This is a genomic window from Bacillus cereus group sp. N6 (assembly GCF_016483705.1).
GTDB lineage: Bacteria > Bacillota > Bacilli > Bacillales > Bacillaceae_G > Bacillus_A > Bacillus_A wiedmannii.
In genome coordinates this window covers 57,366-83,926 of sequence record NZ_JAEHBI010000005.1, presented here as the reverse complement: position 1 = coordinate 83,926, position 26,561 = coordinate 57,366, and the positions used below count along the sequence as shown (strand labels likewise).

Below are 26,561 nucleotides of genomic sequence, written 5' to 3'. Positions count from 1 at the left end.
TCCCATCCTTCCTAATTACTTGCAACTAGTTCTTCTCCATCATCCAAACGAACCGAAACAAGTTTAGATACCCCTGACTCTTGCATTGTTACACCGTACAATACGTCAGACTCTTCCATTGTACCTTTTCTATGTGTAATAACAATAAACTGTGTCTCATCACTAAATCTCTTTAAATACTGCGCAAAACGGGCAACATTCGCCTCATCAAGAGCCGCCTCTACCTCATCTAATACACAGAATGGGACTGGGCGCACTTTTAAAATACCGAATAACAGCGCAATTGCTGTTAAAGCACGCTCCCCACCAGAAAGTAAACCTAAGTTTTGCAGTTTCTTCCCTGGCGGTTGCGCTACAATATCAATACCAGTATTTAATAAGTCCTCTGGATTCGTCATGACTAAATCCGCTCTACCGCCTCCAAATAATTCAGAGAATACCGATTGAAACTCCATTCGAATTCCTTCAAACGTAGTAGAAAAACGTTTTTTCATTTCTTCATCCATTTCGGTAATAAGTTGGTGCAATGTCGCTTTCGCTTCTTCTAGGTCATCTTTTTGCTCTAGTAAGAATGTATGACGCTCTGCTACACGCTCATACTCTTCAATTGCCCCTAAGTTCACTGTGCCTAGCTCTTCGATGGATAATTTAATTAGTTTCACCTTTTTACGTGCATCCTCTGCAGGCATCATCATTGTATACTTCAGTTTTGCTGCTTCAAATGAAATCGTATATGTTTCACGTAAATGTTGTAATCTATTTTCTAACTCTACATCAAGTCGGTTTATTTTTACTTCTTGATTTTTCAGCATCTCAAGAATGTATTTATGTTTACCTGTTGTTTCTTTCAGATTACGTTCTAAATGTTCTACTCTCTCTTGTAACGATACGCGTTGTTCACGACGAGAGCGAATTAACTCTGAAGTTTGATTACGATCATATGCTTTCTTCTCAATCATATTCGTAATCTGTTCTTCACCACTTGAATTAGATGTCATTTCTTGTTTTAAGAATGCTAAATCCTCTTTCGTTTTGACAAGCGTTGCATCCGTTTCTTCTTTTTCCTTCGTCAATCGTTCAACTTTTTCTTTTTGATTAGATAAGCGTTGTTGCTTTTCAGCCGCCAACACTTTTAACTCAGTCATTTCTTTTTGCACTTTTTCCTTCGAAGAATGCTGCTCACTTTTTTGTTTTGTTAAAGCGACAATTTTGCTATCTAATTCCGTAATCTCCGCTTGAAGCGTTGCTAAAATCTTTTCTAGCTCTTCTTTACGTCCTTGTATTTTCACTTGATCTTGTAAGAATCCTTCAATCTCTAAATCGTAAATAGATAAACGATCATTAATACGATGTTCTTCTAATTCTAAGCGACTAATTTCTTCTCTTAATTTCTGTTCATCTACACGCTCTGCTTCTACACTTTGCCTTAGTTCCCGTATTTTCACTTCTTTTTCTTGAATCTCTTGCTTTACTGCTTTAACAAAGTTTTCTAACTTTGTCGTTTTTTCTTCCATATCAGTTAACTTGTTCGTCCACTCTTCTAGCTCACGTTGACGTCCTAATAAAGAAGATTTCGCCTGTTTTACCGCTCCACCAGTCATAGAACCACCAGGGTTCACTACATCACCTTCGATTGTTACAATGCGATAACGGTATTGCAATTGTTTCGCCAACTCATTCGCCCCACGTAAATCTTTCGCAACAATAACAGTACCTAATAAATTTGAAACTACATTTTCATATTTATTGTTATATTGCACAAGTTCTGCCGCCACACCTACAAACGATGGGTGTTGATTTACAATACGTAATTGTTCAAATGATAACGATCTACTTTTAATAACAGCTTGTGGTAAAAACGTTGCTCGCCCATGTTTATTTTGTTTTAAAAACGTAATTGCATTACGAGCATGTTCTTCTTTTTGTACGACAATATGCTGCATCGCTGCACCTAGAGCAATTTCCATTGCAATTTCATATTCTTTCGGTACCGTTAGCAGTTCTGCAACAGCACCCTCGATACCTTGCAACCTATCTTCTCTAGCTTTTAATACTTCACGTACCCCTTGATAGAAACCAGAGTAATCCTCTTGCATCTCTTCTAGCATTTCTTTTCGAGAACGTGCCTGTTGTACAAATTGATACGCTTGATACAGTTTTGTTTCATTTTCACTATACTGCGTCTTGCATTTCCCAAGTGCCGCTTCTGTCTTTTGTATATTCGAAAGGATACCAGCTACTTTTTCTTTTACTTGTTCATAACTTTCCACAAGTTTCGTCTTTTTCGCTGTAATTTCCATGCGTATTTCTACATATTTCGCATTTTCTTCATCGAGGCGTTCATTTTTTGAGTTTTGTTGTTTAGATTGTTCTTCAATCATAGATAACTCATTACGATGACTAGCTTGTTGATTTAAAAGTTCAATATAGTCACCTTTTAAATTCTCAATTTGTTCCTCTAAATTGTCAGCAAAAGTTGCAAGCAGTAGCTCATTATCATGCAATTTCGTCTCCAACTCTTTTACTTGATTTACAAATTGCATCAACACTTCTGTACTGGATTCAATTTCACCATCATAACTTGTAGCTTTCTCTGTTAATTCAACAATTAACTGTTCGAGTTGTGCACAATGCGTCGTTGCATTTTGTTTTCTCTCTTTTAATAACTCACGCTGTCCTTCTAACTTTTCTAGCTCTTTACTAGAAAGAAGCAGCACTTCTTGTAAGGAATCTACAGACTCATCTACTGCTTGTAATTGTCCTCGTAATTCCTCAAGCTCTTCTTCACCTTTTTGTAAATGCGTTGACATTTTAGCTTCTTCGTTTTTATTATGCCCAAACTGATTTCGAAGCGCTTCCCATTTCTCATGTAATTCTTCAATTTCATGTACAATAAGCGCCGCTTCTACTTTCTCTAATTCTTCTTTTTTCTCGAGATAATCTTTCGCAATAGAAGCTTGTCTTTCTAAAGGTTCTACTTGACTACTTAATTCGTGAATGATATCTTGTACACGATTTAAGTTTTCTTGTGTGTCTGCTAATTTCACTTCAGCTTTCTTTTTACGAAGTTTGTATTTCAGCACTCCCGCAGCTTCTTCAAATACACCACGACGTTCTTCTGATTTACTACTTAAAATCTCTTCAACTTTCCCCTGGCTAATAATCGAAAAAGCTTCTCTTCCCATACCAGAGTCCATAAATAAATCGATAATATCTTTCAATCTACATGATTGTTTATTAATATAAAAATCACTATCACCAGAACGAGATACACGACGCGTTACACACACCTCATTATATTCAATCGGTAAACGTTGATCTTCATTATTTAAAGTTATTGTTACTTCAGCAACATTAACTGCTCTTCTCGTATCACTGCCTGCAAAAATAATATCCTCCATCTTTGCACCACGTAATGATTTTGCAGATTGTTCACCAAGTACCCAGCGAATCGCATCAGTAATATTACTTTTCCCACTTCCATTAGGTCCTACTACGGAAGTTACACCTGGGACAAAATCAACAGATACACGCTCAGCAAAAGACTTAAACCCTGCTATTTCTAATCTTTTTAAAAACACGAAAGGCCTTCCTCCTATTCTCCGTTGTTATAACTGTTGTCTATACAAAAACAAGCTATTATACGGATTTCCCTTCCCTTTATTCACAAACAAAAAGAAAGTTTCATTCTATGCATAAGGAATCCCCCTCATTCAAAGGGGGATTCCTTATAGTTGTTCTTTTAATTTTTTCAATGCTTCTGCAGCAGCTTGTTGCTCTGCTTCTTTTTTCGACTTGCCACTACCAAGACCTAAAGCCACGTTATTTAACGTAACACGTGACACAAATTCTCGATTGTGGGCCGGTCCTTTTTCCTGCAAAATTTGATACTCAATATTGCCACTACCATCACGCTGAATCAACTCTTGTAATTGACTCTTATAATCCATCACATGAGAAAAAGCACCTTCATTAATTTTAGGGTATACAATTTCTTTTAAGAAGCCCCATACTGTTTCTAACCCTTGATCAAGATAAAGGGCACCAATAAACGCTTCAAAGACATCCGCTAATAAAGCTGGTCGTTCACGTCCACCTGTCATTTCCTCACCTTTTCCTAATAAAACAAGGCTACCAAATGACAACTCGTTTGCAAAACGAACAAGAGATGGTTCACATACAATAGCTGCACGTAGTTTCGTTAACTCTCCTTCGCTCATTGTCGGATATTTTTGAAACAGATACTGTGACACAGTAAGTTCCAATACTGCATCTCCAAGGAATTCGAGACGCTCATTGTCTTCATGCGGTTTTTTTCGATGCTCATTCACATACGATGAATGCGTAAATGCTTGAATCAATAATTTTTCATCTGAAAACGTAATACCTATCTCTTCTTGAAATACTTTAAACGCTTCACGATATTTTGTTTCGTATTTTTTTTCTCTATGTTTTCGGTACGGCATAAGTCCCTCCAGATATAAGCCGAGAAGCCCCGCTAAAAAAACGGGACTTCACTTAAGCATTATAGATGACTCTCTATGTAAGTCACAGCATCGCCAACAGTAGCAATCTTTTCAGCATCTTCATCAGAAATTTCCATTTCGAATTCATCTTCCAATTGCATTACAAGTTCTACTACATCTAGGGAGTCTGCGCCTAAATCTTCTTTAAAGCTCGCAGCTGGTACTACTTCAGTTTCTTCTACACCTAAACGATCAACGATGATTTTTGTTACACGCTCTAAAACATCTGCCATTCCATTCACCTCCCCTCAAATATTATATTAAATATTGGCCAAAAAAACTAGTTGAAATCAATTCTTTTATTACATTACCATTCCGCCATCAACATTTAACGTTTGCCCTGTAATATATTTGCTTTGATCAGAAGCAAAAAACGTTACAGTATTTGCGATATCTTGCGCTTCACCAAACTGAGCTGCAGGAATTAACTTTAACATTTCGGCTTTTATATTTTCATCTAATATATCCGTCATATCAGTCGCAATAAAACCTGGAGCAATTGCATTTACAGTAATATTACGGCTCGCTAATTCTTTTGCTGATGTTTTTGTTAATCCAATTACACCCGCTTTAGCAGCAACATAGTTTGCTTGTCCTGGATTACCTGTCACCCCAACAACAGAAGCGATATTAATAATACGTCCATGACGCTGGCGCATCATGTATCGAGATACTGCCTTCGTACATAAGAATACACCTTTTAGGTTTGTATTAATAACTGTATCCCATTCTTCTTCTTTCATACGCATTAATAAATTATCTTTTGTTACACCTGCATTATTTACAAGAATATCAACTTGTCCAAATGTATCTACAGTTTGTTTCACCATATTTGTAACGTCTTCAGCATTTGCAACATCTGCTCTTACTGCAATTGCATCCGAACCTAATTTCTTTATTTCATCAACTACTTCATTCGCCTTTTGCTCATTACCAGCATAATTTACTACAACATTTGCCCCTTGTTTCGCTAAATCAATCGCAATCGCACGACCAATTCCACGTGAAGCGCCAGTTACTAATGCTACTTTCCCTTTTAACATCAGTTTTCTCCTCTCAAATTTGAAATGGTATCTTTTAATGTCTCTTCATCGTATATCGCATATGCTTTCACTGATGAATCAATTGACTTCATAAGCCCAGCAAGTACTTTCCCAGGTCCAATCTCAATAAATGTATCTACCCCTTGATTCACCATGTTTTCAATGGACGGGTACCATAAGACAGGCGAATAGAGCTGTTCAATTAGCTTTTCTTGAATAAGTGCACCACTTGTAATAACGTCTGCTGTTACATTTGCGATAACAGGAATATTCGTATCTTGAATTGTAATTTCTTTTAAGACACTTTGGAACTTCTCCGCTGCTGGCTTCATAAGCGAAGAGTGGAACGGTCCACTTACCTTAAGCGGAATTGCTCTCTTTGCACCATTTTCTTTCGCTCTTTGAGAAGCAATCTCAACTCCTTGCTTTGTTCCAGAAATCACAATTTGCTTCGTACTATTCATATTAGCGATTTGCACTGCATATCCTTCACTTGTTACTTCTTCTGTAACTTGTTTCAGCATATGTGGATCAGCACCTAAAATAGCCGCCATTGCACCTTCTCCACCAGGAACAGCTTCTTCCATATATTCCCCACGTTTTCTTACAGCATATACAGCGTCTTCAAAAGTTATTGCACCCGCTGCTACAAGAGCGCTATATTCACCTAAACTATGCCCTGCAACAAAGTCTGGTGTAATATCATACTCTTTCAAAGCTGTCAAAATAGCAAAACTCGTTGTTAATAAGGCAGGCTGTGCATTTGTCGTTAACGTAAGCTTTTCCTGCGGCCCTTCAAAAATCACTTCTGAAAGTGAATCTTGCAACACCTCATCTGCTTTCGCAAACACATTTGCAACCTCTTTATTATTCTCCGCTAACTGTTTACCCATTCCAACTGCCTGTGAACCTTGGCCCGGAAAAAGAAATGCTAGTTTTCCCATTTCAAATCCTCCTCTTATTGGAGTGGCTCTTTCTCCATTACGCTTGAAATAGTAGGAATAACTTCTTTCGCTACCATTTCTCTCGTTTGACGAATCGCACTAAATATTGATTGGTCATTGGAAGAACCGTGAGCCTTAATGACTGGAGCTTTCAATCCAAATAATGCCGCTCCTCCATACTCCGAATAATCCATTTTATCTTTTAATACCATAAGTTTTGGCTTTAATACCGCTGCTGCTAATTTGCTCGTAAGCGAACTCATTAACTGCTCTTTTAACATAGAAAATAACGCAAGTGCTGTTCCTTCTAATGATTTTAGCGCTACATTCCCTGTAAAACCATCACATACAACAACATCTGCTACACCTTGCAATAAATCTCTTGATTCAACGTTCCCAACGAAATTAATTGGGGCATCCTTAAGCATTGCAAAGACTTGTTTTGAAAGCTCGTTCCCTTTGCCATCCTCTGTTCCAACGTTCAAAAGTCCAACGCGAGGATTTTTAATTCCTCTTACTTTCTCAGCGTATACAGATCCCATTACTGCATATTGATATAAATGAATTGGTTTTGCATCAACGTTCGCTCCAACATCTAACATAACAAAACCTTCTCCATCAACCGTTGGCATTGTAGGGGATAAAGCTGGTCGCTCAATTCCTTCCATACGACCTACAACGAATAATCCAGCCGCCATTAAAGCTCCTGTACTACCAGCTGATATACAAGCATCCGCTACGCCGTCTTTCACTTGCTGCGCTGCTAGTACCATTGAGGCTTGTTTTTTTCGTCGAACCGCTCTTACTGGTTCATCTGTCGATTCGATTTTTTCATCTGTATGAAGTATAGTAATTCGTTCTTCACTCGTTAAGTATTGACGAATTTCCTCTTCTTTCCCTACTAACGTAATATGTAAATCAGAATATTCCTTAATAGCTTTCATTGCTCCTAATACGACAGCCTTTGGAGCATGATCGCCGCCCATTGCATCTATTGCGATTTTCATAAGTTGTTACCTTCCTCACTATAATTACTAGATCGATACATTTCAAAAGTGCCTGTAAAAACAAGTTCTTCTCCAACAAAGCTACGCACTTTGACAACGGTCCGTCCTTTATCATTCTCTACATCTTCAACGCGCGCTTTTGCAACAACACGCTCTCCTAATTTTACAGGACGAATGTATCGAATGGTAGACTTTGCAGTTAAAGCTAATTCTTCATCAATAACCGCAACAGCTAGTGAGTTTGCTTGTGCAAACAAATGATGCCCACGGGCAATCTGATTTCTTTTAAATACGTGTTCTACCTTCACTTCAAAGATAGAAATCGCATGTCTATCTAATTCTATATCGATAATTTCTCCGACAACCTCTTCTAACGGTAAAGATTTCACATCTTCTTCATGTTGCTTTGTAGCTACATGTTTAATTCTTTCTCTTAATTCAGGAATAGATAATTCCATACGGTCAAGACGTACGGTTTGTATACTCACTTGAAATTTTTCTGCTAAATCTTCATCCGTAATAAAAGGATTCGTTTCTATTGTTTGTTGTAATAATTGTTGTCTTTCTTTTTTACTTCTTCTTTTTTTCATACCGCACCATCCATTTTTATGACTAGGTACTAACAGTAGTATATAATCATTAAAAGTAGAATGCAACAAAAACTTTCGTTGCCTCCCTTTAATCGAGCTTCTCTCCTTGGAACACACCTGTCCCGTCAAGATAAGTACGCAGCGAAGCATACTGATCATTATGCCAAAACGCTTCTGATTCTACTAGTAACGCCGCATCTTGTCTAGCTGTTTCTAACGCTCGATAATCATGTACCATATCAGCAACCTTGAACTCTGGTAAACCACTTTGCTTACTTCCAAAGAAATCTCCAGGACCTCTTAACTCTAAATCTTTTTCTGACAATACAAATCCATCATTCGTTTCGGTCATAATACGCATTCGCTCTTTTCCCGTTTCCGATTTTGGATCCGCGATTAATAAACAATATGATTGTTCACTACCACGCCCAACACGTCCCCTGAGCTGATGGAGCTGCGATAAACCGAAACGCTCTGCATCATAAATAACCATTACAGTCGCATTCGGTACGTTCACACCTACTTCAACAACTGTTGTCGACACAAGAATTTGCACTTTATTTTCACTAAATTGTCCCATTATCTCTTCTTTTTCTTGAGATGAGAGTCTGCCATGCATTAATCCGACTTGACATTTCCCTTGATAATGATGAGTCAGCATACTATGTAAGTCAATCGCATTTTGTACATCAAGTTTCTCAGATTCTTCAATAAGGGGACAAATAACATATGCTTGTCTTCCTTTTTTTATCTCCTTCTCCACAAAACCGAGAACTCGATCTAACATATCATGTTTTGCCCAGTATGTTTCAATTACCTTTCTACCAGCTGGCATCTCATCGATTATAGAAACATCCATCTCTCCAAATGCAGTAATTGCTAACGTACGCGGAATTGGCGTCGCCGTCATAAATAAAACATCCGGACTTTCACCTTTCTCCCTTAAAACTCGTCGCTGCGCTACACCAAATCGATGTTGTTCATCAGTAATAACGAGACCTAACCTATGAAAGATAACTTCATCTTGAATTAAAGCATGTGTTCCAACAAGGATATCTATTTCTCCTTGTTCTAATTTTGCCAAAATCTCTCGACGCCTTACACCTTTAACAGAACTGGTTAACAATTCAACATTCATACCAAAGTGCGAGAACGTCTCTGCAAGCGATTGATAATGTTGCTCTGCTAAAATTTCTGTAGGAACCATTAAAGCACCTTGATAATGTGCTAACTTCGCTGCATAAAGGCCAATCGCTGCAACGACTGTTTTCCCAGAACCTACATCACCTTGCAACAGACGATTCATCCGATAAGGAGATGTCATATCTTTCATAATTTCATCTACTACCCGACGCTGTGCACCAGTTAATGGAAACGGAAGTGCATCAATAAACTCTTGCAATTCTGCTGAAGGAATTTCTTTTTTCGTCCCTTTCGAATTTTCCCTCTCCATTTTCCGTAATGTTTGCATTTTTAGCTGAAATAAGAAAAACTCCTCATATACAAAACGGCGACGTGCTTGTTTTAAATCTTCCTGTCCTGCTGGAAAATGCAACGCCCGAAGCGCTTCATAACGCGGCAATAATTTATATCGACTTAGCAATCCATCAGGTAACACTTCAACTATAGATTCTCCATACTCCTTGAACGCTTGGGCAATAAAACGGCGCATCTGTTTTACTGTAAGTTTCCCTTTCACTGAGTATACAGGCTCTACTTCTTGTTGACGTACAACTGGTCCAAAATGAAGCTCTGATACCGCAATAGTTTGACGGTGCTGATCCCATTTACCAGTAATCGTTACTGTTTCATTTAAATTTAACTTCTGCTTATAGTACGGCCTATTAAAGCATACAGCTGTAATTAAATAACGACCGACGAGGACACGAACCGTAAGACGCGACTTCTTCTTCCCATAATATTGCAGTAAAGGAGCACTATGAACCTTTCCCTCAACTGTTACACGTTCATCGTGCTTTACTTCAGCAAGATCTTTCATCGCATAATCTTCATAACGGTACGGAAAATGTTCTAATAGATGAGAAACTGTATAAATCCCCATCTCGTGTAGTAATTCAGATGTTTCTCCTCCGATTCCCTTTACATCCGTAACAGGAACTTGTACAACTTCATTCAAGATTCTCACGCTCCGTCACATTATTTTCTTTGATTCATTCATACTATTGACATCTGTAATCGCTCTCTTTCACCCTATATATTCTATCATAGGCATTCTTAGAGAAACTACTCAAATCCCTCATAAACAATACGAAAGAAAAGAGCCTCACTATTAGCAGCAAGGCTCTTTTTTATCTTCAATATGCTAGCCTTTTGAATAAAAACTAGTAATAAACTTCATATTACTACTTCTTATCCATTAGCAAGTAAGTAATCCATTTATTTTCAAAACGAATTTCTTCTTATTCTACAGAGAAGATGAACGAATACACCGGTTGGTTTCCAGCATGTACTTCTACTTCTGCATCTTCAAAATTCTCTTCTACAAATGCAACTAACTCAGCTACTTCTTCGTCAGTTGCATCTTCACCTTGTAGAATCGTTACAATTTCAGAATCTTCATCAATAAGTGCTTCTAGTAATTGCTTTGCAGCTCCTACTTTTGCAGCATTTGTTGATACAATTTTTCCATCTGCAATACACATGAAATCATCTTTTTGAATCGCTACACCATCAATTTCCGTATCACGTACAGCATACGTAATTTGACCGGTTTTCACATGAGATAAAGCTTCTTTCATGTTTTCTTCGTTCTCTTCTAACGTTCCAACTGGATTAAATGCTAACATTGCAGCCATACCTTGAGGAACTGTTTTTGAACGAATTACAATCACTTCTTGATCCACAACTGACGCTGCTTGTTCTGCTGCCATCACGATATTTCCGTTGTTCGGTAAAATAATGATTTTTTCAGCATTCGCTTCTTCAATCGCCTTCACAATATCCTCCGTACTTGGATTCATCGTTTGGCCACCTTCGATAACTTTCGTCGCGCCAATGCTCTCAAATAAAGTTTTGATACCAGATCCCATAGCAACAGTTACGATACCGTACGGTTGTTTCTCTTTAGACTGGCTAGTTGGCTCAGGCATCATAGTAGGCTCATCTAATAAAGCAGTATGCTGTTCACGCATATTTTCTACTTTAATCTTAATTAAACTACCATAGCGTTGTCCATAATTCATAGGATCTCCAGGATGTTCCGCATGAATATGAACCTTAACAACCTCATCATCTGATACAACAAGTAGTGAATCTCCGTACACACTAATATCTTTACGGAATTTTTGTTCAGAGAAATTATGTTCTTTCATTTTTTCAGGCTCTAATTTCACCATGAATTCCGTACAATATCCATACTTAATATCTTCTGTACTCAATTGGCTTTGTACACTACGGTGATGTTCTGCGCGTACCATGTCATTCATAGATGGTTGGGCAGACACATTAGAAGAAATCGTTTCTCCTTTTAAGTCAGCTAAAAATCCTTCGTATACAACAACAAGACCTTTACCACCGCTATCTACAACGCCAACTTGTTTTAATACAGGTAATAAATCCGGCGTACGATTTAACGATGCATTCGCTTCTTTCACAACGTCTTCCATAAACAAAACAAAGTCGCGCTGTTTTTTCGCAACTGTCACTGCATATTTACCCGTTTCTCTTGCAACCGTTAAAATCGTTCCTTCAATCGGTTTCATAACCGCTTTGTAAGCCGCTTCTACCCCAGCATCTAAAGCTGCAGCAAAATCAACTGTTGTTAATTCTTCTTTTTGTTCAATGGATTTAGAGAAACCACGGAACAACTGAGATAAAATAACTCCAGAGTTACCACGTGCTCCCATTAATAATCCTTTGGCTAAACTTACGCCGACTTTACCAGCATGCTGTGAAGGATTTGCTTTCACTTCACGTGCGCCTGAAGTCATTGATAAGTTCATGTTTGTACCGGTATCGCCATCTGGAACCGGAAATACGTTTAATGCATCAACAAGCTGAACATTATTTGTTAAATTATTCGCTCCCTGCATGATCATTTGTGATAAACGTTTCCCATCAATTTTTTGAATTGACACAGATTTTCCTCCTTAATGCACATTACAAGTTTATTACTTTAACTCCTTGTACGTAGATGTTTACAGAATCTACTGCTAGTCCTACAGTTTGATCTAATGTATATTTCACTTTCGTCTGCACGTTATGTGCTACTTCTGAAATTTTCGTACCATAGCTCACAATAATATACATATCAATATGTACTTCATCTTCATCTTTACGAACAATAACACCTCTAGTGAAGTTTTCTTTTCGTAAAATGTCTGTTAAACCATCTTTTAACTGATTTTTTGATGCCATACCTACGATACCGTAGCAATCTACTGCGGCACCTCCAGCAATTGTTGCAATTACATCTGTACTAATATCAATTTGACCATACTTCGTTTTAATTTCAATTGACATCTCGTTTCCCCCTTCATAAATGGTGAAAGTGAGCTAGACTACTTTAGTTACTATCATATAATCTTTTTAAAGAAAATTCCATCGTTCTTTCTTTTCACTCTCATATTTTATGTTTTAAATCACATTTTTTATGATGAGCAAAATAGTCCATTGTTATTATACAACATGTACCACTATAATATGTCAAGCAATTTTTCTTGATTTCAACTTTTCATCATCGACATATGGTGTCAAGTAATTTTTCTTGATTTCTTTTTTCTACGGTGTTGCATTCTCTTTTTAGTTGTGTTAAATTATAGTAGTGTTTTTAGCATCGCAAAAAAGACTAACATTGAAAAATTACGTATGGTAAGGTATCAAGGGAGGGAAATATAAATGGCTCGTGTTTGTGCTATCACTGGAAGAAAAGCTCGTTCTGGTAACTCTCGTTCTCACGCAATGAACGCTACAAAACGTAAATGGGGCGCTAACCTTCAAAAAGTTCGCGTACGCATCGACGGAAAAGTTCAACGTGTTTACGTTTCTGCTAGAGCATTAAAATCTGGCAAAATCGAACGTGTTTAATAATAAAAAAAAGAGCCGCTAGGCTCTTTTTTTACTATGACAATGGAAAAAGCACCGGTAATAGGTGCTTTTTTTAATCTTTTTTGAAGGTATTTAACATGGCACGAACAATTCCACCAAGAAATTTAGGTAACTTAATTGTATAAAATCTCATGGTTTCCCTCCTAATCCCCATTACTCCACTTGTTCACTATATGATGTAAGGAGCAAAATTGTTTCTTTAATCAGTGCTTCTTATCACCATTAATATGCCAGAAGTAAATGAAAAAGTACCTTTTTCCTCAACGAGTTCATTACTAATACAAAGTGTTGATCCCCATTCTATTGTTTTATTAGTTAGAGGATACTTAAAACCAAGTAATGTAATCCCTTCTACTATTTCAGTAACCGGCACAAAAGATACATAAGGGAAATTTTTATTTTCTTCAATTATATGTGTACCCACTTTTTTCACGCTTATTTCATTTTTATTGTCTACAATACACATTTCTATCCCTACTTCTAACCCTCTTAAAAGCATCTGTATATTTGCTAAACCGTGATCCAGCCTTCCACCGGTGGCACCAAAAATACGAATCAATGTCGGATTTTGTTCTAACGCCCAGTTAATCGCAATTTCTAAATCTGTTTGATCTTTTTCACGAGGAACAATATGTAAGTCATTTGTTTGCTGGCCCATCCATACTAATTCCTCTTCAGTAACTGAATCGTAATCTCCAAATGCAACAGCTGGAGTAATCCCTCCTTTTAATAGACGATATACTCCTCTATCAACTGCCGCCCACACTACTTTCTCATTTTCATATCGAGAAAAATCTGCACAATATTCCGCAGGTCCCCCCGCTAAAATATGAATAATCATGTTTCCTTCCCCTTCTATTGTAAAAAGGCAATCTGCCATTCGGTAGATTGCCTTTTTACATATTTTTTCTCTATCCTTTATAAATAGTGAAAACTTACTACACTAGCAGTTTCACTAGGATAAAGACTCGTTCATTCATTATCCACGAATGACACGAATTGCTTCACCACGGTCTTTTTGATTGTATACTGCTGATCCAGCTACAAGTACATTTGCTCCTGCTTCAACACAAAGTCGTGCTGTTTCAGTGTTTACACCACCATCAACTTCAATTTCTACTTCTAGATTGCGCTCTTTAACCATTTCTGCCACTTGTTTAATTTTCGGTAATACAGAATGGATAAATTTCTGTCCACCAAATCCAGGGTTTACTGTCATAAGCAATACCATATCGATATCTTCTAATACATGCTCAATCGTCGAAACTGGCGTATGCGGATTTAATACAACTCCCGCTTTAATGCCATGAGACTTAATTAGCTGAATTGTACGATGCAAATGAGGGCACGCCTCTACATGAACAGTAATAATATCTGCTCCCGCTTTTGCGAAAGTCGGGATATAGTTATCAGGATTTTCAATCATTAAATGTACATCTAATGGTAAAGATGTAATTGGACGGATAGCTTCTACAATTAATGGTCCAATCGTAATATTTGGTACGAAATGTCCATCCATTACATCGACGTGAATGTAATCCGCTCCACCTTTTTCTACATCTTTAATCTCTTCCCCTAATTTTGAAAAATCTGCTGATAAGATCGATGGTGCAATTTTAATCATAACTAATACCTCGGCTTTCTCTCTCTAATTTCTTCTACGAATTGTTTGTAATTTTTATAACGATATTCTGTAATCTTCCCTTCTTCAACTGCTGTCTTCACAGCACATTTCGGTTCAGAAAGATGTGTACACCCTCTAAATTTACAGTATTGGCTCGCTTCTTTCAACTCTGGAAAACAATATGTAAGATCTTCTACTTCTATATCTATGAAATCCAGTGAACTAAAACCAGGTGTATCTGCAACTAGTCCGCTTCCAACCGCAATTAATTCCACGTGTCTTGTCGTATGTTTCCCGCGTCCTAAATGCGAGGAAATATCATTCGTTTTCAGTTCTAACTCTGGACGTAAAACGTTAAGCATAGAAGATTTCCCAACACCAGATTGCCCTGCAACGACAGAAATACACCCTTCTAAGAATGGTTTTAAAATATCAATACTTTCCGATGTATTTATAGAAGTAAATAATACATCATATCCCATCTCACGATAGTCATTTGCATAAGATTCAACAGTCTCTCTCATTTTTTCATCCACTAAATCCATCTTACTAATGCAAATAATCGGCTTAATGTTATGATATTCAATCAGCACTAAAAATCGATCTAATAGTCCCGGATTAAAATCTGGTTCTACTGCAGAGAAAACGAGAATCGCTTGATCAACATTAGCAATAGGAGGCCTAACAAGTTCATTTTTCCGATCAAATACTTCAAGCACATATCCTTCAGTTGGATTATCTGCTTGAAAGACAACTTGGTCTCCTACCAGTGGCGTAATTTTATTTTTTCTGAACACACCACGCCCACGGCATTGTGTAATCCCTTCTTCATGCTGCACATAATAAAATCCACTTAGAGCTTTTACAATTTTTCCTTCTGGCATATAATTCTCCTTTATTTTGTATAAAGTGAAGCTGTCATTAATATTAAATGGTTTAAAATTCTTTAAATACTTATTTCAAAACCCGTCATATATACAAGTTAATATATTTAATCTACCATCAAATTTAAAATATTATTTATAACAGTATCACTTTTATAGCTTTTTGAATCATATATTTTTGCCTGTTATACAGTCCACTATATGTAGACAGCATAACAGGCAAGAGTAATACATTCCATCCCCTCTAGAAAGAAAATGGAAGTCATTATTATTGAGTTGGGTATGGTACTTCTTTGTCGATAATTGTTACACCATCTCGTACAATTTTATAGTGTCCTTTTGTACCTTCTTGAATTACAAATTCTAAAGAAATAGTTGCCGACTCTGAAATTGTTCTAGTTTCAATTGGTCTATCCATTTTTTGTTGCATATCTTCTTTATAAATTTCTATTGTTTGCGGTTTTTTCTCACCAATTATAGAAGACTCATACGGAATAGAAATATTATCCACTTTCACTGTTTTCGTTACTTTCGGCTTAGGCCCCTCTGAGATGATAATCGTCACTTTATCTCCTTCTTTTAACGGCGTTCCTGGTTTTGGAGATTGCGAAATTACAAGTCCTTTATCAACAGTATCGGAATACTCTCGTTTTATATCTGGAGTTAGTTTTCTCTCATTCAAATAACCATTTACGCTATTTTCAGTCCATCCTGAAAAATCACCTGGTCTAATTTGATAAGGACCTTTACTTACCCAAATTTTCAGTTCTTGTTCCGCCTCTACTACCATTTGATCAGGCGTCGGAATTTGCTCTACGATTTCACCTTTTGGCCTATCATTTTCAATATAATTTATTGTAACTTGCTTATATTTTTCTTCTAATTCATTCCTTATACTCTCAAAATCTTTTCCTGTGAGATCACTCATCTTACTTTTCTTTTTTCCACCTGATTGATAGATAGTAATTTTAGAGTTTTCTTTCACGACTCTACCTGCCACAGGGTCTGTTTTTATCACATCACCGGTTTCAACATCATCTGTATATACAATATTAGGTTCCGTAACCTCAAAACCCTTTTCAACTAATGTATTTACTGCTGTCGTATACTTCATACCAGCCACATCAGGGACTTTTACATCTTTTGGAATAAAGAATCCCGGAATAACAGTAAGCGCTAACGTTATTCCAATTGCTAAAAGTAAAAATGTAGTAATTAAAACTTTAATCCATTTATTACTTCGTTTTTTCTTCTTATATAATTCCGTTTCTTCTTTTCTTTTCTGTTCATCCACTTTACTTCCTTTTAAAACAATTGTTTCATCAGTTACATTTTCGAATAATTGTTCTTGTTGAATAATCGGAATCGCTTTTGTCGCTTCCATATCTTCCGGTATGTAAAATGGCTGCTCATTTATCCTCTCTGGATATAGCGCAGTTTCAATATCTCGTTTCATCGCATTGGCAGATTGATATCGGTGAAACGGATCTTTCGCAGTTGCCTTTAATATAATATTTTCAACACTTTGCGGAATATTTTCATTCCATCTCTTTGGAGACGGAATTTCACTTTGTAAATGTTTTAAAGCTATAGCAACAGCAGATTCGCCAGAAAACGGTTGTCTTCCTGTTAACAACTCAAACATAACGATTCCTAGGGAATAAATATCTGATTGTTTATTTGCTATCCCGCCGCGTGCTTGTTCTGGTGATAAGTAATGCACCGAACCGAGTACCGAATTTGTATGTGTAATTGTTGTTGCACTTGTAGCTGTCGCAATTCCAAAATCTGTTACTTTTATTACTCCATCAGCTCGAATTAAAATATTGTGCGGTTTAATATCACGGTGCACAATTTCAAAATGATGGGCATGTGCCATGGCGGATGTTAACTGCTCCATAATATCAAGAGCTTCTCCTATAGGTAACATCCCTCGCTCAATTATGTATTGCTTCAATGTTTGTCCTGGTACATACTCCATTACAAGATAATATATACCATCTTCTTCTCCGACATCATACATATTCACAATATTTGGATGCGACAACGTTGTAACAGACTGCGCTTCTCGATGGAAACGTTTAATAAACTCTTCATTATTTGAATAGTCGAGTCTTAATATTTTTACCGCTACATCTCGGCCAAGTATATCATCATGAGCTAAATACACATTGGCCATTCCACCACCACCAATCATTTTCAGCAGCTTATAACGGTCATTTAAGCGTTTTCCAATCAGCACGTTGCACTTCACCTACTTTCGTTTGTCGAACCCGCATAATCAATAAGAACAAGGGTGATATTATCTTCCCCGCCACGATCATTCGCCAATTGAATGAGACGTTGTCCCTTAGTTTCAAGCTGTTCATTTAACTGTAAAATTTGTTGCATATCAGCAATAGAAACTTTGTTAGATAACCCATCCGAGCAAAGAAGTAACTGATCATCTTCCTCAAGCACCAATGTTTTAACATCTAATCCGACTTTTTCTTCTGTTCCTAATGCCCTTAACAAAACATTCTTTTTCGGGTGATATTCTGCGTCTTCTTTTGAAATTTCACCATGTCTTACAAGTTCATTTACAAGTGAGTGATCTTCCGTTACAAGCGAGATTTCTCCCTCTGATACCATATAACAACGACTATCTCCTATATGACCTATTGTCACAAAGTTTGGCGTACAAATCGCTATTATAAGTGTTGTTCCCATACCATTACATTCTACATGTTGCTTAGAGTACTCATATATACGCTCATTAATAATCCCAACACTCGTATGTAACCACTCTTCTACTTTTTTTGGTTCATTCATATTATGCGTTTGCTTCCAATAATCATGAAATAATTGAATGGTCATCGAGCTAGCTACATCACCAGCTCGATGACCTCCCATTCCATCTGCTACTACCGCTAAAATATTTCCATCTAAATTGTGAAAAACTCCCGCACTATCTTCATTATGTTGACGAACTTTTCCTTTATCTGATAGAAACACGGCTTTCATCTCGTCACCTCGTCTCTTCTTTACGCTCCTTCGCACGTAACTGACCGCAGGCTGCATCAATATCATGACCTTGTTCACGGCGAATTGTTACATTCACTCCACGATCTTTTAACGTTTTTTCAAATAAGAAAATTTGTTCACGTGGCGTACGTACATAATCACGTTCAGGTACGTAGTTTACCGGAATTAAGTTTACATGACATTTTACACCTTTTAAAAGCGCAGCAAGTTCTTCAGCTTGCTCAACTTGGTCATTTTCTCCTCCAAATAAGCCATATTCAAACGTAATACGACGCCCTGTTCTATTTACATAGTATTTAACAGCTTCCATTAAGTCTGGTAGCTTATAAGCACGGTTAATCGGCATTAATTTTGAACGTAACTCTGTATTTGCAGAATGCAATGAAATCGCAAAATTAATTTGCATATCTTCTTCAGCGAACTTATAAATTTTTGGAACAATTCCACTTGTTGAAACTGTCATATGTCTTGCACCAATATGAATTCCTTTTTCATGGTTTACAATGCGTAAGAATGACATTAAGTTGTCGTAATTATCAAACGGCTCTCCAATTCCCATAACAACAAGCGAACTTACACGTTCTTCTGTTTCATCAAGTGCACGTTGCACTTCTACTACTTGCGCTACAATCTCTCCAGCCTCTAAGTTTCGTTTTAACCCACCAAGTGTAGATGCACAGAACGTACAACCAATACGGCATCCAACCTGTGTTGTTACACAAATAGAATTTCCATATTCGTGTCGCATTAACACTGTTTCAATAGAATAACCATCATATAATTGGAATAAAAATTTAATTGTTCCATCAGAAGATGTTTGTTTTACTAATGTATTTAAAGTAGTAATATCAAAGGAATTCGACAATTTATCGCGTAATCCTTTAGAAAGATTCGACATGTCGTCATAATTTTTTACACGTTTTTTATATAGCCAATCAAAGATTTGTCCTGCACGGAATTTAGGTTCTCCTTGTTCCTTTAACCAATCTTGCATTTCATGAAGTTGTAAAGAATAAATTGATGGTTTCTTCGTTTCTAGATTTTTCTTTTGTTTTCTCACAGTCGTTTCCACGATGCTACACCTTCTTCCTTAAACAAGCAATATAAAAGCCATCTGTTGCAAAATAATGCGGTAAAATTCGCACTTGACCTTCATCAATATACGGATTTAACTTTTCTGGCATGCGATCTTTTATCGTAGTATCCCATTCAAATTCAGGATGCTCTTGTAAAAATTGCTTTATTACTTGTTCATTTTCTATTTTTTCTATTGTGCACGTACTATAAACAAGGCGACCACCTTGTTTTAATAACGGTGCTATTTTTTCTAGTATTGCAAGTTGAATCGTCGATAATCTTTCACTATCGCCTTTATTTTTACCTAACTTAATATCAGGTTTACGTCTAATCACACCAAATCCAGAACATGGTGCATCTACTAATATTTTATCAAATGTTTCATTCGCAAAGTGTTCTTGCACTTTTCTAGCATCTAGTGCTTTTGTTTCGACATTTTCTAGACCAAGTCTCTCCGCTTGTTGTTTAATTAAACGTACTTTGTGTGCATGTAAATCAAGAGACATAACTTGACCTGTTCCTTTTAATCGCTCTGCAATGTGCGTTGTCTTTCCGCCCGGAGCAGCACAACTATCAAGAACTTCATCTCCCTCATTCGGTTCTAAAGCGCGTGCTACAAGCATAGAACTTTCATCTTGAATAGAAAGAAAACCTTTTTTGAACGCATCTGTATGCGCTACATTCCCTCTTTCAATTTGAATTGCATCCTCTGATAAATCGCCGCGCTTCGCTTCTATACCTTCACCAGCCAACAACTCTATTGCTTCTTCTACTGTTATTTTATCAACATTTACACGCGCTGTTGGTACCGGGGGTAACATGTTCACTTCACACATTTTCTCTGCTGTCTCTAAACCATATTCAGAAGCCCAGTCTTGCACAAGCCACATTGGATGACTTGTTGCAATTGCCAAACGTTCTATTGGATCCTTGATTTCATCTACAGAAGGTACCCCTTCTCTCTGAATCGAACGTAATACCCCGTTTACCATACCAGCAATCCCTTTATGCCCGCGACGCTTTGCAATTTCAACTGCTTCATGAATAGCCGCTCTTTCTGGCACTCGGTCTAAATAAATCATTTGATATAAAGATAAGCGAAGTAATACTCTTACCCACGCCTCAACCTTCTTTTTTAAAAAAGGCTGTAAATAATAATCTAATGTGTCACGACGTTGAATCGTTCCATATACAATTTCAGTTAACAAACCAATATCTTTTCTATCAATTGCATTTTTTTCAATTAGATTATTTAAAAGTAAGTTACTGTATGCACCACTTTTTTCTACTTGAATTAAGCCATCAAGAGCTAACTCACGAACATTTTGTCTCATGCATTTTCTCCTAACTTCGTTCCAATTTCAGGTTTTGTGCCACGTAAAAATTGCGAACAACTCATACGTTTTTTACCAGAAGGTTGCAATTCAGTGATTTTAACACCTGTCTCATTCCCTGTTGCAACAACAAATCCATCTTCTTCAAGAGCTACTATTGTACCTGGTTCAGCTTTCTCTGTAATAGAGACCTTCTCTCCCCACCATACTTTAATAACTTGTCCTGCCAAAGTCGTATAAGCGACTGGCCATGGATTCAATCCGCGAATGTGATTGTATACTTCTTCACCTGTTTTTGTCCAATCAATTTTCTCTTGCTCACGTTTTATATTATATGCAAACGTTACTTCTTCTTCGTTTTGTTTAATTGGTTCTAACTTACCTTGAATTAATAAAGGTACTGTTTTAGATAGAAGGTGTGCCCCTGCTTCACTTAACTTATCGAATAAAGAGCCTGTCGTTTCACGCTCTTCAATCTCGACTTCTACTTGTGTTAAGATATCACCAGCATCCAATTTCTCTACCATATACATAATTGTAATACCCGTTTTTTCTTTACCTTCCATAATTGCATAATGGATTGGTGCACCACCACGAAGTTCAGGTAGTAAAGACGCGTGGACGTTAATACATCCATACTTCGGTGCTTCTAAAATTTCATTTGGTACAATCTGACCGAAAGCAGCTGTTACAATTAAATCAGGCTCTAATGCCAAGACTTGTTCATATTCGTCTTTTTCACGAATTCTTAACGGTTGTAACACCGGAATACCATGTTTTTCTGCTTCAACTTTAACAGGCGTAGGTGTTAATACTTTTTTTCTACCTACCGGACGATCAGGCTGCGTCACAACACCTATTACATCATAGCCATCTTCGATAAGACGACGAAGCACCGGCACTGAAAAGTCCGGTGTTCCCATAAATACTACTTTTATCATTCAAAAACCGCTCCTTTTAATACCTATTCTAATTCGTTTTCCTCATAATATCTTGTCACTTTCGATGTAAATAACACACCGTGTAAATGATCGATTTCATGTTGAATTGCACGTGCTAAAAATCCTTCTGCTTCTAGTAAAAATACTTTACCTCGGCGATTTTGAGCACGTACTTTAATATAATCCGCACGTTCCACTTCACCATAAAGTCCCGGGAAGCTTAGACAGCCTTCGGGACCTACTTGTTCACCACGTTTTTCTAGTATCGATGGATTGATTAACTCGATTTTCCCCGTATCATCACCGATATCAACTACCGCAACTTGCAAGCTTACACCTACTTGAGGCGCAGCTAAACCGACTCCGTCCGCAATTAACATTGTTTCATTCATATCTTTCAACAATTTCACTAACTTTTTATCAAAGTTAATTACTCTTTCGCATGGTGTTTCTAACACTTCATTTGGATGCTTTACTATTTCTAAAACTGCCATATTTCCCTCCGCTACATTAACATTGTTGGATTAAAATCAATTGAGATTTGTAGCTCTTTTTGCATTTCTGCCTGATAATGTTCATTTACCATTTTGAGCACGTTCTTTAAGTTTGGTTCCCGTTTGTATTTTATCATGCATTGATAACGATATCTATCTTTTATCCTTGGAATTGCTGAAGCAACCGGTCCTAACACCATCGTTTGCTCTGTGCAGTGCGCCCGTAAATGACCGACAATTTTTTCCGTCACTTGCACTGCCTTTAATAATTCTGGATGAGATACTGTTACAAGTACAACATAGTAATAAGGTGGATATTGTCTTGTTCGTCTCATTTGCATTTCTTGGTCAAAAAACACATCATATTGTTGGTTCTTTGCTAACTCTATACTATAATGTTCTGGCGTATACGTTTGAATTATAACTTCCCCTGGCAATTCATGTCTGCCTGCTCTTCCACTTACTTGCGTCAATAACTGATACGTCTTTTCACTCGCTCGAAAATCAGGCAAGTGAAGCATCGTATCTGCAGTTAAAACCCCGACAAGCGTTACTTTAGGAAAATCTAATCCTTTCGCAATCATTTGTGTTCCAAGTAGTATATCTGCTTTTTCTTCCCCGAACGCCTTTAATAATTTTTCATGCATTCCTTTGCGACTTGTCGTATCTACATCCATTCGAATAACTCGTGCCTCTGGAAATAGTTTTGTAATTTCTTCTTCTACCTTTTGTGTACCTGTACCAAAGAAACGAATATATGTACTTTGACAAGCAGGACACGCAGTCGGCATATTCTCTTCGTGACTGCAGTAATGACATTTTAAACGATGGTTCATTTTATGATATGTCAGCGAGATATCACAATGCGGACATTGTACAACATACCCACAATCACGGCACATAACAAATGTAGAATGACCTCTTCTATTTAAAAAGAGCACCATCTGTTCTTTCTTTTCTAATCGATCTGCTATTTTTTCATGCAATGCCTTCGAAAACATGGAACGATTCCCGTCACGAAGTTCCTCACGCATATCAACAATCTCTACTGTTGGTAACGCTTGTTTATTCATACGTTTTTCCATCGTTAGTAATTCATACACACCTTTTTTCGCTCTTGCAAACGATTCAAGTGTCGGTGTTGCACTACCAAGAACGATAGGACATTTATGATATTGCCCCCTCCAGACAGCTACATCCCTTGCATGATACCTCGGATTATCTTCTTGCTTATAGCTCGATTCATGCTCCTCATCAATAATAATAATCCCTAAATTTTCAAAAGGAGCAAATACAGCTGAACGTGCACCAACTACAACTTTCACTTCTTTTCTTAAAATCTTACGCCATTCATCATATTTTTCTCCAACAGACAGCGCACTATGAAGAACCGCAACTTGCGAGCCAAATCTGCCTTTAAAACGATCTACCATTTGAGGCGTTAGTGCAATTTCAGGAACAAGTACAATAGCTTCTTTCCCTTTCGCGAGCACCGCTGCTATAGATTGTAAATATACTTCTGTTTTTCCGCTTCCTGTAACACCATATAGTAAAAATGGATTGTAAGTTTCATTTGTAATTGATGATAAAATCGGTGCAATAACTTGCTTTTGTTCCTCCGTAAGTGGGAATGGTTTCGTTTGTTCAAAATCATCATCGTCATACGGATTTCGGTACACTTCCACATACTTTTCTGAAATTAGCCCCTTTTTAACAAGTGCTTTAATCGGAGCGTCTGTTATTTGCAACTCTTCTGTTATCACTTTCAACGGCACACTTTTATAATTTTCCACAAAATAATAGAGTACATCTTGTTGTTTTTTACTTTTCAGTTCAAATGCTGCTAATTCCAATTTATCTTCTGACAACTCCGGTTGAACGACTCTTTGTTTCTTCTTTTGCACTTTATCTTTTACCTGATAAACAACTTCAATCGTGCCATTTTTAATTTCTTGTTGAATCGTGCGGTATAGATGCGGCTGCGTCTCAATAGCTTCCCAATCTATCGCTTCTTTGTCCTGAAATAAAAACAGTAGTTCAGGTGCTACTACTTCTTGTTTACGAAGTTGTAGACGCTTTTTATACGTAGCTTTTATCGCCGTTGGAAGCATGACTTGAAAGGCTGAAATCATATAACATAACGTTTCGCTTGTAAGCCAATATCCAAGCTTTAATAATTCCTCGTTTAAAACTGGTGTTACATCTAATATTTCATGGATTGTCTTTAGCTTCTTACTTTCTACTTCAGCCGAATCTTTGATCCCAATAATAAAGCCTTGCAATTTCCTTGGGCCAAATGGAACTACTACACGCATGCCTGTCTGGACAATATCTTCCCACTTTTTAGGGATAATATAATCAAATGGTCGATCTGTCTGACGTGCAGGTACATCAACAATTACACTTGCAAATTTCATAGACGATCATCTTCTAACATCATTTCAATTTGCTTTAATATTTCACGAGCAACCTCTTTCTTCGTTAAAAGTGGTAACTCGATGACTTCTCCATCTTTTCTATACATTGTTACAATGTTTGTATCTGTACCAAATCCAGCTCCTTGTGCCTTTACATCGTTCGCAACAATCATATTCGCATTTTTCTCACGTAATTTTTTTGTTGCGTATTCTTCTACCTTTGTCGTTTCAGCCGCAAAACCGATAAGTAACTGTTGATCCTTCATCTCACCTAACGTTTTTAAAATATCTACTGTTCTCTCGAGTTCGATTACAGCATCTCCATTTTTCTTTTTCATTTTATTATCATGAACATATTTCGGGCGATAATCTGCAACTGCTGCTGTTTTAATGACAACATCTACGTTTTGATACTGTTGCAGAACTACTTCTAACATATCTTGTGCAGATTCCACTTGTACCGTATTTACATGTAATGGTGGGTTTAATGCTGTCGGTCCCGAAACAAGTATGACATCAGCACCTAAGTTCGCTGCCACTTCCGCAATTGCATATCCCATTTTCCCAGAAGAAAAATTGGTCATAAAACGCACTGGATCAATCTTTTCACGAGTTGGGCCAGCAGTTATTAATATTTTTTTTCCTTGCAACGGTTTTTGTTCGGAAAAAGCCTCTTCTAACCGTGCAATAATTGCTTCCGGTTCTTCTAGTCTTCCCTTCGCAACATAACCACACGCTAAAAAACCTTCTCCAGGCTCAATAAATGTATATCCTAACGTTTTCAACGTCATCATATTTTTTTGTACAATTTTGTTTTCATACATATGCACATTCATAGCAGGTGCAATCCACACTGGGGCTGTAGTAGCTAACAAAGTAGTTGTAATCATATCGTCTGCAATACCACCAGCTAACTTCCCAATACAATTGGCAGTAGCAGGTGCAACAAGTACTACATCTGCCCAATCTGCTAAATCGATATGTGCAATAACAGCCGAGTCTTTCTCATCGAATGTATCTGTATATACATCATGGCGAGAAAGTGCTTGAAATGTAAGAGGCGTAACAAACTTCATTGCCGACCCACTCATCATTACTTTTACAATAGCACCAGCTTGTGTCAATTTACTAGTTAACGCAGCCGCTTTAAAGACCGCAATGCCTCCTGTTACACATAGAAGTATCTTTTTCCCTTTTAGCATATGGCTCGTCCTCTTTCTTTTTCAAACTTATAATACTGAAACAGAATTCCCAGCTCATCAGTACCAATATTTCTTCCCTATCGTAAAAAAATAACAACCTACTTGTAAATAGGTTGTTACCGTTACATAGAAAATTATAAAGTCTATGTTTTAATTTGTCGAAAAGAATGTCTTAATCGATGATTTTGCCTTCGCTTGGTACATATTTTAATACTTCTGCATCGATTTCTTCTAATGATTTACCTACACATTTATGAGAAACAGGTTGCTCGATAACACAGTTATCAGCAAGTTGCATTTCACGCGCACGTTTTGCAGCTACTGTTACAAGTGTATATTTAGAATCGATTTTTGTTAATAATGAATCAATTGATGGATTTAACATAA

General features: G+C 37.2%; 24 protein-coding genes. 1 reads left to right on the top strand and 23 read right to left on the bottom strand.

Features of this window, described 5'->3' with window-relative positions; genetic code table 11:
• Window positions 1-11: 11 nt before the first annotated feature.
• The 10 genes from smc to JDS99_RS06290 all read right to left on the bottom strand — a co-directional run bounded on the left by smc (window position 12) and on the right by JDS99_RS06290 (window position 12,592).
• Window positions 12-3,581, bottom strand: coding sequence for a chromosome segregation protein SMC (gene smc / locus JDS99_RS06335; RefSeq protein ID WP_000478993.1), 3,570 nt, complete (start codon window positions 3,579-3,581; stop codon window positions 12-14).
• A 147-nt stretch (window positions 3,582-3,728) separates the two neighbouring features.
• On the bottom strand, window positions 3,729-4,466 hold the full coding sequence (gene rncS, locus JDS99_RS06330) for a ribonuclease III (RefSeq protein ID WP_001146867.1): 738 nt from the start codon (window positions 4,464-4,466) through the stop codon (window positions 3,729-3,731).
• A 59-nt stretch (window positions 4,467-4,525) separates the two neighbouring features.
• The gene (gene acpP / locus JDS99_RS06325) at window positions 4,526-4,759 is read right to left on the bottom strand and encodes an acyl carrier protein (RefSeq protein ID WP_000786062.1); all 234 of its coding nucleotides are present in this window, start codon (window positions 4,757-4,759) and stop codon (window positions 4,526-4,528) included.
• A gap of 69 nt (window positions 4,760-4,828) precedes the next feature.
• Window positions 4,829-5,569 (bottom strand): 3-oxoacyl-[acyl-carrier-protein] reductase, encoded by a 741-nt coding sequence (gene fabG / locus JDS99_RS06320; RefSeq protein ID WP_000911777.1) that lies wholly within the window; start codon window positions 5,567-5,569, stop codon window positions 4,829-4,831.
• Window positions 5,569-6,513, bottom strand: coding sequence for an ACP S-malonyltransferase (fabD, locus tag JDS99_RS06315; RefSeq protein ID WP_048546019.1), 945 nt, complete (start codon window positions 6,511-6,513; stop codon window positions 5,569-5,571). The genes fabG and fabD overlap by 1 nt, the downstream gene beginning before the upstream one ends.
• A 14-nt stretch (window positions 6,514-6,527) precedes the next feature.
• Window positions 6,528-7,520, bottom strand: a complete 993-nt coding sequence (gene plsX, locus JDS99_RS06310; protein ID WP_199694788.1) for a phosphate acyltransferase PlsX — start codon at window positions 7,518-7,520, stop codon at window positions 6,528-6,530.
• Window positions 7,517-8,110, bottom strand: a complete 594-nt coding sequence (gene fapR / locus JDS99_RS06305; RefSeq protein WP_048546022.1) for a transcription factor FapR — start codon at window positions 8,108-8,110, stop codon at window positions 7,517-7,519. Before fapR ends, plsX begins: the two co-directional genes overlap by 4 nt.
• A gap of 88 nt (window positions 8,111-8,198) precedes the next feature.
• Complete coding sequence (gene recG / locus JDS99_RS06300; RefSeq protein WP_001006889.1) at window positions 8,199-10,247, bottom strand: ATP-dependent DNA helicase RecG; 2,049 nt, start codon at window positions 10,245-10,247, stop codon at window positions 8,199-8,201.
• Between the two features lie 283 nt (window positions 10,248-10,530).
• Complete coding sequence (locus JDS99_RS06295) at window positions 10,531-12,207, bottom strand: DAK2 domain-containing protein (RefSeq protein ID WP_199694787.1); 1,677 nt, start codon at window positions 12,205-12,207, stop codon at window positions 10,531-10,533.
• A gap of 22 nt (window positions 12,208-12,229) precedes the next feature.
• Window positions 12,230-12,592, bottom strand: a complete 363-nt coding sequence (locus JDS99_RS06290) for an Asp23/Gls24 family envelope stress response protein (RefSeq protein ID WP_000021109.1) — start codon at window positions 12,590-12,592, stop codon at window positions 12,230-12,232.
• Between the two features lie 375 nt (window positions 12,593-12,967).
• Between JDS99_RS06290 and rpmB the strand changes: the two genes are divergently transcribed.
• A complete protein-coding gene (gene rpmB, locus JDS99_RS06285) occupies window positions 12,968-13,156 on the top strand; it encodes a 50S ribosomal protein L28 (RefSeq protein ID WP_000124776.1) in 189 nt (62 codons plus the stop codon).
• A gap of 73 nt (window positions 13,157-13,229) precedes the next feature.
• Here rpmB and spoVM read toward each other — a convergent pair whose 3' ends face one another.
• The 13 genes from spoVM to rpoZ all read right to left on the bottom strand — a co-directional run bounded on the left by spoVM (window position 13,230) and on the right by rpoZ (window position 26,559).
• On the bottom strand, window positions 13,230-13,310 hold the full coding sequence (gene spoVM, locus JDS99_RS06280) for a stage V sporulation protein SpoVM (protein ID WP_001213599.1): 81 nt from the start codon (window positions 13,308-13,310) through the stop codon (window positions 13,230-13,232).
• A gap of 66 nt (window positions 13,311-13,376) precedes the next feature.
• Window positions 13,377-14,057, bottom strand: a complete 681-nt coding sequence (locus JDS99_RS06275; protein WP_060488423.1) for a thiamine diphosphokinase — start codon at window positions 14,055-14,057, stop codon at window positions 13,377-13,379.
• A 99-nt stretch (window positions 14,058-14,156) separates the two neighbouring features.
• Complete coding sequence (gene rpe, locus JDS99_RS06270) at window positions 14,157-14,801, bottom strand: ribulose-phosphate 3-epimerase (RefSeq protein ID WP_000589963.1); 645 nt, start codon at window positions 14,799-14,801, stop codon at window positions 14,157-14,159.
• Window positions 14,802-14,803: 2 nt separating this feature from the next.
• Window positions 14,804-15,685, bottom strand: a complete 882-nt coding sequence (gene rsgA, locus JDS99_RS06265) for a ribosome small subunit-dependent GTPase A (protein WP_001113945.1) — start codon at window positions 15,683-15,685, stop codon at window positions 14,804-14,806.
• A gap of 268 nt (window positions 15,686-15,953) precedes the next feature.
• Window positions 15,954-17,927 carry a serine/threonine protein kinase PrkC gene (prkC, locus tag JDS99_RS06260; RefSeq protein WP_088064291.1) on the bottom strand — a complete coding sequence of 658 codons (1,974 nt, stop codon included), beginning with the start codon at window positions 17,925-17,927 and terminating at the stop codon, window positions 15,954-15,956.
• 8 nt (window positions 17,928-17,935) lie between these two features.
• Window positions 17,936-18,688, bottom strand: coding sequence for a Stp1/IreP family PP2C-type Ser/Thr phosphatase (locus JDS99_RS06255; RefSeq protein ID WP_000648694.1), 753 nt, complete (start codon window positions 18,686-18,688; stop codon window positions 17,936-17,938).
• Between the two features lie 4 nt (window positions 18,689-18,692).
• Window positions 18,693-19,781, bottom strand: coding sequence for a dual-specificity RNA methyltransferase RlmN (rlmN, locus tag JDS99_RS06250; RefSeq protein ID WP_000450539.1), 1,089 nt, complete (start codon window positions 19,779-19,781; stop codon window positions 18,693-18,695).
• A gap of 4 nt (window positions 19,782-19,785) precedes the next feature.
• Window positions 19,786-21,120 carry a 16S rRNA (cytosine(967)-C(5))-methyltransferase RsmB gene (rsmB, locus tag JDS99_RS06245; protein ID WP_001249653.1) on the bottom strand — a complete coding sequence of 445 codons (1,335 nt, stop codon included), beginning with the start codon at window positions 21,118-21,120 and terminating at the stop codon, window positions 19,786-19,788.
• Window positions 21,117-22,061 carry a methionyl-tRNA formyltransferase gene (gene fmt, locus JDS99_RS06240; RefSeq protein WP_000598793.1) on the bottom strand — a complete coding sequence of 315 codons (945 nt, stop codon included), beginning with the start codon at window positions 22,059-22,061 and terminating at the stop codon, window positions 21,117-21,119. The genes rsmB and fmt overlap by 4 nt, the downstream gene beginning before the upstream one ends.
• A gap of 23 nt (window positions 22,062-22,084) precedes the next feature.
• Window positions 22,085-22,555, bottom strand: a complete 471-nt coding sequence (def, locus tag JDS99_RS06235; RefSeq protein WP_199694786.1) for a peptide deformylase — start codon at window positions 22,553-22,555, stop codon at window positions 22,085-22,087.
• A gap of 11 nt (window positions 22,556-22,566) precedes the next feature.
• Window positions 22,567-24,972 (bottom strand): primosomal protein N', encoded by a 2,406-nt coding sequence (gene priA, locus JDS99_RS06230; protein WP_088064293.1) that lies wholly within the window; start codon window positions 24,970-24,972, stop codon window positions 22,567-22,569.
• Complete coding sequence (coaBC, locus tag JDS99_RS06225) at window positions 24,969-26,174, bottom strand: bifunctional phosphopantothenoylcysteine decarboxylase/phosphopantothenate--cysteine ligase CoaBC (RefSeq protein ID WP_088064294.1); 1,206 nt, start codon at window positions 26,172-26,174, stop codon at window positions 24,969-24,971. Before coaBC ends, priA begins: the two co-directional genes overlap by 4 nt.
• 172 nt (window positions 26,175-26,346) lie before the next feature.
• On the bottom strand, window positions 26,347-26,559 hold the full coding sequence (gene rpoZ, locus JDS99_RS06220; RefSeq protein WP_000933965.1) for a DNA-directed RNA polymerase subunit omega: 213 nt from the start codon (window positions 26,557-26,559) through the stop codon (window positions 26,347-26,349).
• Between the last annotated feature and the right edge of the window lie 2 nt (window positions 26,560-26,561).

Bases quoted from the DNA above. Each gene is read 5' to 3' on its own strand.
- JDS99_RS06290 (WP_000021109.1), bottom strand. From the start codon at position 12,592: ATGTCAATTGAAATTAAAACGAAGTATGGTCAAATTGATATTAGTACA.
- rncS (WP_001146867.1), bottom strand. From the start codon at position 4,466: ATGCCGTACCGAAAACATAGAGAAAAAAAATACGAAACAAAATATCGT.
- JDS99_RS06275 (WP_060488423.1), bottom strand. From the start codon at position 14,057: ATGGCAGATTGCCTTTTTACAATAGAAGGGGAAGGAAACATGATTATT.
- def (WP_199694786.1), bottom strand. From the start codon at position 22,555: ATGGCAGTTTTAGAAATAGTAAAGCATCCAAATGAAGTGTTAGAAACA.
- fapR (WP_048546022.1), bottom strand. From the start codon at position 8,110: ATGAAAAAAAGAAGAAGTAAAAAAGAAAGACAACAATTATTACAACAA.
- rpoZ (WP_000933965.1), bottom strand. From the start codon at position 26,559: ATGTTAAATCCATCAATTGATTCATTATTAACAAAAATCGATTCTAAA.
- fabG (WP_000911777.1), bottom strand. From the start codon at position 5,569: ATGTTAAAAGGGAAAGTAGCATTAGTAACTGGCGCTTCACGTGGAATT.
- rpe (WP_000589963.1), bottom strand. From the start codon at position 14,801: ATGATTAAAATTGCACCATCGATCTTATCAGCAGATTTTTCAAAATTA.
- JDS99_RS06255 (WP_000648694.1), bottom strand. From the start codon at position 18,688: ATGAAAGCCGTGTTTCTATCAGATAAAGGAAAAGTTCGTCAACATAAT.
- coaBC (WP_088064294.1), bottom strand. From the start codon at position 26,174: ATGCTAAAAGGGAAAAAGATACTTCTATGTGTAACAGGAGGCATTGCG.
- acpP (WP_000786062.1), bottom strand. From the start codon at position 4,759: ATGGCAGATGTTTTAGAGCGTGTAACAAAAATCATCGTTGATCGTTTA.
- rpmB (WP_000124776.1), top strand. From the start codon at position 12,968: ATGGCTCGTGTTTGTGCTATCACTGGAAGAAAAGCTCGTTCTGGTAAC.
- rsgA (WP_001113945.1), bottom strand. From the start codon at position 15,685: ATGCCAGAAGGAAAAATTGTAAAAGCTCTAAGTGGATTTTATTATGTG.
- plsX (WP_199694788.1), bottom strand. From the start codon at position 7,520: ATGAAAATCGCAATAGATGCAATGGGCGGCGATCATGCTCCAAAGGCT.
- spoVM (WP_001213599.1), bottom strand. From the start codon at position 13,310: ATGAGATTTTATACAATTAAGTTACCTAAATTTCTTGGTGGAATTGTT.
- rsmB (WP_001249653.1), bottom strand. From the start codon at position 21,120: ATGAGACAAAATGTTCGTGAGTTAGCTCTTGATGGCTTAATTCAAGTA.
- fmt (WP_000598793.1), bottom strand. From the start codon at position 22,061: ATGATAAAAGTAGTATTTATGGGAACACCGGACTTTTCAGTGCCGGTG.
- priA (WP_088064293.1), bottom strand. From the start codon at position 24,972: ATGAAATTTGCAAGTGTAATTGTTGATGTACCTGCACGTCAGACAGAT.
- fabD (WP_048546019.1), bottom strand. From the start codon at position 6,513: ATGGGAAAACTAGCATTTCTTTTTCCGGGCCAAGGTTCACAGGCAGTT.